Source organism: Moorena sp. SIO3E8, assembly GCF_010692445.1.
Classification (GTDB): Bacteria; Cyanobacteriota; Cyanobacteriia; order Cyanobacteriales; family Coleofasciculaceae; genus Moorena; species Moorena bouillonii.
On record NZ_JAAHHM010000200.1, the window covers coordinates 1 to 9,082 of the forward strand.

The 9,082-nt window shown below is 43.1% G+C and carries 15 protein-coding genes and 1 pseudogene; 6 read left to right on the forward strand and 10 right to left on the reverse strand.

Translation table 11 applies throughout. From position 1 onward, the window contains the following. A pseudogene (locus F6K46_RS36165) lies at positions 1 to 193 on the forward strand (hypothetical protein); the annotation flags it as partial. A 19-nt stretch (positions 194 to 212) separates the two neighbouring features. Here the strand turns inward: F6K46_RS36165 and F6K46_RS36170 are convergent. Then, entirely contained in the window at positions 213 to 650 is a 438-nt protein-coding gene (locus tag F6K46_RS36170; protein ID WP_070394730.1) for a VOC family protein, read from the reverse strand. Positions 651 to 764: 114 nt separating this feature from the next. Further along, positions 765 to 1,271, reverse strand: coding sequence for a TIGR02652 family protein (locus F6K46_RS36175; RefSeq protein ID WP_293064417.1), 507 nt, complete (start codon positions 1,269 to 1,271; stop codon positions 765 to 767). Between the two features lie 155 nt (positions 1,272 to 1,426). Here F6K46_RS36175 and F6K46_RS36180 point away from each other — a divergent pair, with 155 nt between their 5' ends. Next, entirely contained in the window at positions 1,427 to 1,978 is a 552-nt protein-coding gene (locus F6K46_RS36180) for a gamma carbonic anhydrase family protein (protein WP_293064420.1), read from the forward strand. 839 nt (positions 1,979 to 2,817) lie between these two features. Here the strand turns inward: F6K46_RS36180 and F6K46_RS36185 are convergent. Beyond that, positions 2,818 to 3,192 (reverse strand): hypothetical protein, encoded by a 375-nt coding sequence (locus tag F6K46_RS36185; protein ID WP_075896849.1) that lies wholly within the window; start codon positions 3,190 to 3,192, stop codon positions 2,818 to 2,820. Here F6K46_RS36185 and F6K46_RS36190 point away from each other — a divergent pair. After that, positions 3,191 to 3,307 carry a photosystem II protein Y gene (locus F6K46_RS36190; RefSeq protein WP_293064424.1) on the forward strand — a complete coding sequence of 39 codons (117 nt, stop codon included), beginning with the start codon at positions 3,191 to 3,193 and terminating at the stop codon, positions 3,305 to 3,307. The genes F6K46_RS36185 and F6K46_RS36190 overlap by 2 nt on opposite strands. A 110-nt stretch (positions 3,308 to 3,417) precedes the next feature. On the opposite strand, the gene F6K46_RS36195 is transcribed toward F6K46_RS36190, so the two are convergent. Beyond that, positions 3,418 to 4,323 carry a LysR family transcriptional regulator gene (locus F6K46_RS36195; protein ID WP_075896845.1) on the reverse strand — a complete coding sequence of 302 codons (906 nt, stop codon included), beginning with the start codon at positions 4,321 to 4,323 and terminating at the stop codon, positions 3,418 to 3,420. A gap of 126 nt (positions 4,324 to 4,449) precedes the next feature. Then, entirely contained in the window at positions 4,450 to 5,217 is a 768-nt protein-coding gene (locus tag F6K46_RS36200; RefSeq protein ID WP_075896843.1) for a BMC domain-containing protein, read from the reverse strand. Positions 5,218 to 6,150: 933 nt separating this feature from the next. Between F6K46_RS36200 and F6K46_RS36205 the strand changes: the two genes are divergently transcribed. Continuing rightward, the gene (locus tag F6K46_RS36205) at positions 6,151 to 6,681 is read left to right on the forward strand and encodes a hypothetical protein (protein ID WP_293064428.1); all 531 of its coding nucleotides are present in this window, start codon (positions 6,151 to 6,153) and stop codon (positions 6,679 to 6,681) included. Beyond that, positions 6,650 to 6,928, forward strand: coding sequence for a hypothetical protein (locus F6K46_RS36210; protein WP_293117919.1), 279 nt, complete (start codon positions 6,650 to 6,652; stop codon positions 6,926 to 6,928). The genes F6K46_RS36205 and F6K46_RS36210 overlap by 32 nt, the downstream gene beginning before the upstream one ends. 40 nt (positions 6,929 to 6,968) lie before the next feature. Here the strand turns inward: F6K46_RS36210 and F6K46_RS36215 are convergent, their stop codons facing one another. The 4 genes from F6K46_RS36215 to F6K46_RS36230 form a co-directional block, all read right to left on the reverse strand. Beyond that, the gene (locus F6K46_RS36215; RefSeq protein ID WP_287310856.1) at positions 6,969 to 7,277 is read right to left on the reverse strand and encodes a hypothetical protein; all 309 of its coding nucleotides are present in this window, start codon (positions 7,275 to 7,277) and stop codon (positions 6,969 to 6,971) included. Between the two features lie 123 nt (positions 7,278 to 7,400). After that, positions 7,401 to 7,535, reverse strand: a complete 135-nt coding sequence (locus F6K46_RS36220; RefSeq protein ID WP_293064433.1) for a hypothetical protein — start codon at positions 7,533 to 7,535, stop codon at positions 7,401 to 7,403. An 84-nt stretch (positions 7,536 to 7,619) separates the two neighbouring features. Further along, on the reverse strand, positions 7,620 to 7,946 hold the full coding sequence (locus F6K46_RS36225) for a type II toxin-antitoxin system HicB family antitoxin (protein ID WP_293064435.1): 327 nt from the start codon (positions 7,944 to 7,946) through the stop codon (positions 7,620 to 7,622). Further along, on the reverse strand, positions 7,936 to 8,205 hold the full coding sequence (locus F6K46_RS36230) for a hypothetical protein (RefSeq protein ID WP_198953955.1): 270 nt from the start codon (positions 8,203 to 8,205) through the stop codon (positions 7,936 to 7,938). The genes F6K46_RS36225 and F6K46_RS36230 overlap by 11 nt, the downstream gene beginning before the upstream one ends. A gap of 28 nt (positions 8,206 to 8,233) precedes the next feature. On the opposite strand from F6K46_RS36230, the gene F6K46_RS36235 reads away from it, so the two are divergent. Beyond that, positions 8,234 to 8,365, forward strand: coding sequence for a hypothetical protein (locus F6K46_RS36235; RefSeq protein ID WP_269086943.1), 132 nt, complete (start codon positions 8,234 to 8,236; stop codon positions 8,363 to 8,365). 52 nt (positions 8,366 to 8,417) lie between these two features. Here the strand turns inward: F6K46_RS36235 and F6K46_RS36240 are convergent, their stop codons facing one another. Then, complete coding sequence (locus F6K46_RS36240) at positions 8,418 to 8,780, reverse strand: hypothetical protein (RefSeq protein WP_075896837.1); 363 nt, start codon at positions 8,778 to 8,780, stop codon at positions 8,418 to 8,420. Positions 8,781 to 9,082 lie beyond the last annotated feature (302 nt).

Below are 9,082 nucleotides of genomic sequence, written 5' to 3' on the forward strand. Positions count from 1 at the left end.
CACTAACCCCTCCCAGGAGGGGAAGAGAGAACAGGGCAAAATTATGTGTACCTCATTAGGTGAAAAACAGCTAGACAGACTAGTAATTTTTTTTTCAGGGCATTCCGACTCCCGACTCACGACTCCCGACTCCCGACTCCCGACTCCCGACTCCCGACTCCCGACTCCCGACTCCCGACTCCCGACTCCCTAAAACCGATGTCTAGCTATGTCTAGGTTTTTAGCAGATACAAAAACTCCAACGGTAAACCATCAGTATCAGCGATAAAGGCTACCTCATAAACATGATTACCGATCATCTGTTGGGTAGGTTCCAACAGAACCTTCAAGGGCTGAAACTGCTCTGGGTTCTGCTCAGAAGCCTCTTTAAAACTTTCTTTCAAGGACTCTAACCAACTTGGCAAGTCAGTAGCGCTATCAGTTAGGTCAAAAGATACGTGGTAATATCCCACATAATGCTCATCCCCAAAGGCATCCGGTGCTGGTAATGGTTCAGGAATTTGGATCAGTTCCAAGCGTCCCCCCAGTCCCTTCAGCCAACACGCTAGAGTCATGCCAGTAGTGAAGCGTTCAGATACTGTGAATCCTAACTTCTCATAAAATGCGATCGCGCGATGAATATTGGCTGTGCGAATCGAAGCGTGATGCATGGGTTTTGTCCTTTGGCCTTTGTCCTTTACCCTTTTTCCTTTCTAACCAACAACAGATGTAGTAAAATCACGTGTTCACCAATCACTAATCACGTGCTCACCAATCACCAATCACTAAAACAATCGGAAATAAGGGTAGCGCACAGGTACCCCAGGTTCTTTTTCCAAATCAAAATTGATCACTGCCCAACAAGGTTCTTCCTCAGGTTCTGGGCTAAATTCTACCGGCAAGCCATACAACCTGGGTTGGCCTGACTCTGAGTTCCCTCGCCAGGGGGTACTGCGCTCTAGGTAGGCACTCACTAATTCCCGATAACGACTGGCAATAATCACTCGTGTTGCGCGATATCCTTCAGTGTACAGTTTGTCTAGGGCTTCGTGAATCTCAAAGCGAATTCCATCAGGATGAGTGTGTTGTCGGTACCATTTATCTTGCCATAGACGCCAGTGACGCCCAGATTGTAAATGAATCAGTTCCCCAGTTTTTGGGTTGGCTTCAAACGCACCATGACGTGGACACAAGTAAGTGTCAGTCAACGTCAATGCCGGAATTATCTGACGGCAGTGAGGACATTTAATTTCTGAACCGAATATCGGGTACTGCAAGCTAGAATCAATCATTAAATGCTAGGGAGTGCCTTAGAGGTATATGCTATTACCTAATGGCTCCATCATTATAACTGGGTATTTAGTGGTGTTGGTCTCAGTGACCCCACTGTAAAACCTATCTAAAACCTAAGGTATTAATTACCATTATCTCCCTATTCTGATTAATTGTGGATCATCCCCTACCTCAAACCCCAATACTGACATCTTTTTGGCCTCCCCCAGATCTGTCTCTTGCTGCTTTTGTCGCCCCTAATGCTGTAGTTATGGGTCAGGTGTCCGTAGCTGCAGGAGTTAGCATTTGGTATGGTGCTGTAGTCAGAGGTGATGTGGAGCGCATCGAGATTGGCGATCGCACTAATATTCAAGATGGCGCAATTTTACACGGGGATCCTGGCAAGCCAACAGTTTTAGAAGACCATGTCACTGTTGGTCATCGCGCTGTAATTCATTCAGCATATATTGAACAGGGTAGCTTGATTGGTATTGGAGCAGTGGTACTCGATGGGGTTCGTGTCGGTCATGGTAGTATCGTGGGCGCTGGAGCTGTGGTTAGTAAAGACGTTCCTCCCCTGTCCCTGGTAGTCGGTGTCCCTGCCAAAAAATTACGGGATGTTTCGGAGGCTCAAGCCGCTGAACTGATTGAACATGCACGGCACTATGAAAAGTTGGCTCTAGTTCATGCAGGTAAAGGCACAGATTTAGGGTTTAGTCTAACATAATACTTCGCTGCCGTTGCCCGGAACCCGGAACAGGGAACTTCCGATCAGGGAACAGTGGACAATAATTGAGAAAAACACCATCAGAACAGCGCTGCATCGCGTTTTACCGATTCCTTCCCAATTAGTAAACTGTGGGTAACTTTGATTGACTTTGATTAAGTTTTTCCCAAGAAGCGTGCAACGTCTTGAACAAATGGGTGATCAGGTTAGTGAAAAATTAACTAAAAAAAATTGACCCATAGGTGCGACTATATATTTGACACTCCCCGCCCGCCCTATAAGGACGGGTATTCTCACTTGGCCTATGGCCACGCTACGCGAACAAAGAGCTGTCTTGCGCGGGCCAGCCGGAGCCAGGAAAGGTAGAGGGCAATTCTCCATGAGCGTGTTTGGTCTATGACCTAGGTTTCGGTGTGCTGGAAACGAAACCTTATCAGAGCGATGCAGCGCCGCCAAAGGGGGGAACCCCCTTTGGCGGCGCTGAATCGCTTTTTTTATATAGATAGATAGATACTTTTTTTTATCTAAATTTTTCATAGACGTTTAAGTCGTTGTCTTGATGCAGTAGCGAGTGGGGGAAACCCCCAAGACCGCGCTGCATCGCTAGACCAAATTACGCAATATGTATCTGATACATATTTTTTACGTTGCCTACTTATGGTTAGATAGTATTTATCTAGTTTTTTAGTCTATTGTTTAGATTTTGAGGCTAGCATACCTAGTACAAACTGTCAAGGTAATTGTTTTCAAAAAAAGCCGTCCTATAAGGACGGGGCGCGATTACCCAAATTTTTTCGTAAAAACACGGAAAAACGCGGCAGTAGCAATCTAGTACATGATTAGCGTAACGCATGCGTAACTTTACGCATGTTTTCAACAAAACTCCTCTGGGAATGTGGTAAAATTAGCCTATGCAATAACCAAGCAATAACAGTATTAGGCTTGACATCCAGATCATCTTCTACAAGAGTGGGTAGCCTGTGAAAAGGTAACTGAGTAAAGCCATCAGTTTTAAATCTCCCGAAAATAACGGAGTAGAGCAACAAAGTTGTCACCTCAAATTCAATTTCAATATTAGGTTGGGTTCCAGCCGATTTGAAGCCTGTGGATAGGGTGCTGCCGACAGTCCTAGTTGAAACAGGAAGTAAACAGGCATCGTTGTGACGTTTTTGTCCGCGATGTTCACGTTTTATAGAACAGGACACTAGAACCATGGATTTACGTCTATTAATAGTCTTATTGCCTTTAGTCTTGGCAATAGGCTGGGTAGTTTACAATATTGGTGCGATCGCTCTCAAGCAAGCTCAAAATTATTTGAATAAATCTTAATAAATCGCGCGTCAACGAATTGAGCAATAGTAGCTTTGCACAAAAGCACAATAGCCAGCTGTTCCGTCAAAAGGAGGATACAGCTGGTTTGCTTGAGCTATTGACCAATCTTATTTTTGGCAAATCAGTGGCTCTGAAGTCAATAGATAATCTAGAAAAGTACCAGCAACAATCGATAGTTGTTTGCTACGCGGATAGACAGCATACCAGTAACGCTCGATCGGAAAGTGTTCTACATCCAAAACCACCAGCTCAGAGTTAACCCCTTCCATAACTAAGGTATGACGAGATAATACAGAAATTCCTAAACCCCCTGCGATCGCTTGCTTAATTGCCTCATTACTCCCCAAATCCAGCCGCACCTTTGGTGAAATCTGGTGGTAATCGAATAGTTTTTGTACAGCTTTGCGTGTTCCCGAACCAGGCTCCCTCATAATAAAGGTTTCTTGAGCTAGACGTTTAAGGGGGATATTTTTTTCCTGAGCTAGAGGATGATCGACCCGTGCGATCACAACCAGGGGGTTTTCTTGCACTGGTTTATAGCAGGTCTCCTGGTTTTCCGGAAGCTGACTCATAATGTATAAGTCATCTAGATTCTCACTGAGACGACCAAGGATGTATTCGTGGTTGGTGACTTGGAGAGAAATATCAATGCCTGGATAACGCTGGCAAAACGGACCTAGTAAACGAGGAATAAAATATTTCGCAGTTGTAATCACTGCTAAGCGCAGACGCCCCTGTTTTAAACCTTTGAGATCTGCCACTTTCATCTCAAACTGGTCTAAATTCTCAAAGATATCGCGGCAGGTTTTAACTAGTGCCTCACCAACCTGGGTCAGGTAGATTCGCTTACCTACCTGGTCAAACAGAGGCATACCAACAACTTTGGTTAGCTGCTTCACCTGCATAGAGACAGTGGGTTGGGTGAGAAACAGTTCTTCTGCAGCTCGTGTAAAGCTGTGGTGCCGAGCGACTGCTTCAAAGACCCTTAACTGATGCAATGTGGCTTGCTTCAATGATATTACTCCTATGAGGATATAGATCTTAGTCTTTGACAGTCTTGAAAGTCAGGAGTAGGGAGTGGGAAATGGGGAAAAGGTAATTTCATGGTGTTCATGGTGGACTTTTTTCCATGGTAGCTATTATGAATCTTTGGTACGTATGGGTAAGTTTCTTAAATCTGGTAGTTCTACTAGCTCTTTTTCTGCTTCCTTTACCTTAACTGGTATTCTCAACGGTTGTGGTTGCTCCTCGATCAGGCAACTCGCTACTGGCAAGCTTTTCTCTAAATCTTCAAGAGGTCTAGGAATCACTGTCACAGCGGTTAGTTCACCAATACGCTGGGCTTCAGCCATTCCAACTTGTAAAGCAACTGCTACATCTGCCACACGACCCCGAATAATCGCAGTACATAAACCCGCCCCAATGGTTTCGTAGGCAGTAAGCTGTACATTGGCAGCTTTGAGCATGGCATCCGAGGCACCAACCATTGCTGGCAATCCCCTGGTTTCTAAAAGACCTAGGGCATGATTACTGACCCGGCTACGATGATTTTGGTTAACTTGATCGAGTAGGTGAACACCGATGGGAAATATCACTTCCAGGTTGGGAAGTGGTCGGGCAATGATGGTCGAGGAGAGCAACTCACCCTCTCGTTGAGCATAATCCTTACCCGATTCGACAGCAATTCGCACCTCAGCGATCGCTCCCCGCACAATGGCAGTGCAGTGACCACTACCAGTTTTTTCATAACCCACAAGGGTAACTTCTGCTGACTTGAGCATGGCGTCAGCAGTACTAACAATTACTGGAAAACTTAGAGTAGAGACTAAACCTAGGGAGGCTTGGTTAAACCGTTTTCTTTTTGTCAAGGGATCGTCAGGGACAAGCCCAGGTTTGTATAACTCCATCAGACAGAAGACCTCTCTTTGGTTGTCGGCTGTTAATTTTTGGCTTATATCAAGTTTAGAAAGTTAAGTGTTCAGCAGAAACATACAAAGGTCAATCAAGAAGCAGCTCATGCCATTGGACTAGATGATTGGCATGGGTTTTGTCTGGGAGTAGTGTGCCGACCACCGGTATGATCTAGCATTTCTCAAATCGGTCAGGTAGACAGTTGCAGGGTTAATGGGAGTCGGGAGTCGGGAGTCGGGAGTCGGGAAGTCAGAAAAGGGATCCCTCCTAACCCCCCTTAATAAGGGGGGAACTTAATAAGGGGGGAACGAAAGTGGGAAAAAATCCTGTTAACCTCATTACTACGAAAACTGCTATAACTATAATTTATAATTACAATTAATTATACTAATAAAACTGTAGGCGAAACCGCTAGGACAACTAACTATAGAGCGTCACATTGAGGCATATGGGGTGGCTGTTGGCTTGAGACTCCCAACTTGTGTCGTTCTAGCTATCCCAAGGGCGTTCCTTCTGGTGATCAAACTTCTGACAATCGCCTTTCGAGTCCTTTTTTCTATACCAGTAGGAAATTTAGATTAAATCACAGATATAGCAGAAGTCAGAAGTCAGAAGTCAGAAGTCAAACTCTTGCGCTTACTTAGGTTTGAGACTTTTGTCATGTCCTAACTGCCCTGGCGACTGCTATATTTAAACCCTTGTTTATTTGATAGCGTTTATCATACTAATAACGTAAACAGCTTTTTTTCGGTTACCTTTTACCTATTACCTAAACTAAAAAAGTAACCTCACCCTCATCTAGTTGATAAGTAAGCATTCAGCTGTGAGCTAAAAACTCACGCTACGCCAATGGCTGATAGCTGATAGCTGATAGCTGATAGCTTACTTTGATAACTACTATATAAATACCCGTTGATGGAGCCGTAACTATGAGTAGTCTATCTAAACTTCAAAGCCGAAAACTTGGATTAATTGAATTAATCTCAATGGGGTTTGATGTTTATCTGAAAAACTTGAAGCCTATCCTACTATTGTTTTGTACGATTTATTTACCTTTACTGATAATTTTGTCAGCTTTGAACCCTGAAAATCAAAATAACCCTTCAGGATTGTTTTTGGCATCTTTTGTAGTTGTTTCGATTGTTGTAAATTTAGCTGGTATTATATATATCATAGCCTTATCGCTGATTACAGAAAATTATCTTCATGGAAGAGATACCAGTTATCAGAGTGCAGTCCCAAAAATAGTTTCGAGTTTACTTCCTCTAGTTAGCATAGTTTTTATATTTTGGATTAACTATTTGTTACGCTTTATGCTACTTATAATCCCAGGAATAGTTTATGCGGTAAATAATCAATACTATGGGCTGGCTTTTATTCTACGAGACCAAAGGGGAAAAGACGCTTTCGATTACAGTCGCTCTAGCGATGCAGCGCGGTCTTGGGGGTCCCCCCCATGAGCGACTGCATCAAGACAGAGTTGAAGGGAATTGGTGGAAAGTATTCTTCTTCATTTTTCTAAGTGTCTTGAGTGCTTTAGGCTGCCAATTTATATTGAATAGTATATTAACTAATATTCCTGTTATGAAAAATTTTTGGGGTGATTTACTTTCAGTAATTTTACCCCAATTTATCGTTATCGGGATTTACATTGGTAATATACTTCTATTTCTTAATCTAGATTATTACAAAAGTTTGGATAACTGATTAAATGGTAAGCATTCATAGGCTAGGTCAAGCCGGTGACTTAAAACCAAGTTCTGTATTCGTCTAAATAACCGTCGTAGTACAATTCTTCTTCTTCAAGGCAATCTGGAGTATCGACAGTCGTCTCTTGTGTTAAGTCTATTCCGTGGTACTCTTCCTCTAGTTTTTTCATCTCTTCAAACAGACCTTGTTTCTTCAGTTTAGATCTTTCTGCAACAAATTTGTTCCATTTTTTACATTTTTTCCTAGCTCGTTCTCCTGGGACGTTTTTACAGTTTACCGGCCTATAGTCGCTAGGTTCATAAAACTTATGTCCCCCAGGATGTTTTTTCTTTTTTTTCTTACTCATATTAGTGGATTTTACTTTTTATGGACTTCTAGAAATTTTGGCCGAAAGTCAATTGAGTAAGATTTTATCCCAGATTGTTATAACTCACTAGTTAATCTCTGTATTATTATACCTCATAAGTAGTTACCTATAGGTAATTGCAAGGCTTGGTTTGGCAATTCTTAGCATGTCATTGGCTCTCTCCCTCAAGCACTTTACTTTTCTAAGGGTAAAGTCAAGGGCGATCGCATAAGCGCGGAAGCTGAGGCCGTAGGCCACGCTACGCGAACGAGTGACTCGCGATGCGGCTCAATCCACGCGCATCGCTTGTTCTCGATTGCTCTATGATGCTCGAATCCCTAGCTACATAAGCTTCAAACTTATGTAACGGTTAAGACTTACTCCAGACTCAGCGGCTTTTATTGCCAATGAACGATGTTGCTCCGGTGGAATTCGTATTTGAAATTTACCGCTATATTTTTTCTCGGCAAGAGGTTGTGGAATAGCTTCTCCAGAGGTTTCCATGTCTTCGAGGACTTCTGCGACTAAACTACTAATCCCTTCTAAAGCAGCGATCAGAGATGTGTCAAGGTGAGAGAGACTGGGAAATTCTGCACACAATCCCACAAACTCCCCGTCTTCTTTTGACCATGTGATGCTGTAAGTGTAGTGTTGGTGATTAACTTTCATTACTGTCCTCCAACTTATCAATAGCCTCTAAGACTTGACGAACTTGATAAACTTTAGCCTTTCCACTCTTTCCCTTTTGAATATTGACACGAGGATTCCCTTTCCACGGCGTCTTATAAACAAGGTGAGAGGTTTTGTTGTGCCTAGCTTCACCAAAATAATGAGTACAGACTTTAACTAAATCAGCAAAACGAACATCACAGGGGTTATGCCGCATAGCGGCAACAATATCGTTTATTCGAGCCATCTGTTCACCCATAGTATCATTATTGATACTATAATGGTCAATGTCAAGACAACTTCCGAATGCCAACTTAACCCTCTTGTGTCACAATCGAGGGAATGTAAGCATTCAGCTAAAGACCTTTGGCCACGCTACGCGAACAGTGGTCAGCCGTCAGCTAATCAACGGGAGGTAGTAAACAAAGTTACGGGCTGGTACAGCTGCTTGAAAATCCCTGCTGGTTTTGCTCATTGAGCCTCAGTTTTCTTTAGCTTCAAAAATGCCCTAGCTTTGGCGATTCTGATAATATGCTCTAAATATTGATAATGTTGCCAGAGCTGTTCTTCTGCTGGAGTCAAACCCACTGTCCGATTTTTCTCTAAGAGGATAGATAGCTGAGATTGTAAGGCTTCTGAGGGCCGTAGAGCAATAATAGCTGATTCTGTAGGGAGACTTGCCAAAAATTCCAAAACTTCAGCCATACCGGAAAAACCTTCTTGAGGAATAGCATTAAATTCTCGCAATCCTAAGGCTAGGATTTCAGGTAGCTGATCACAAAAGGGTTGAAGCTGAGTTACTACTTCATCAGGTAGATCAAAGGTAACTTCCATTAGCTTTTCTTTCTGGGATTGTTATGGCTTTAAATCCATTCTAGTGATTCAATCATGGATGTAGGACTCTTTGAAATCCTGTAAAGGGCAGCTTTTAAGGCAGTCTGAATTGGCACTGATACTAAATAGTCTCCGCCTGCCGGGGATGAGGGATTGGGGATGTCGAGTTGGTCATCTCACCTCTTGCACTAGTACAAATGAACCACTTGCCAAGCAGTAGGCACAGATGAGAGAAAAGGGCGTGCAAACAATAGAAACAATAGATAGCTTGAACTTTGGTTTCAATTCTTGCCCACGCCCAA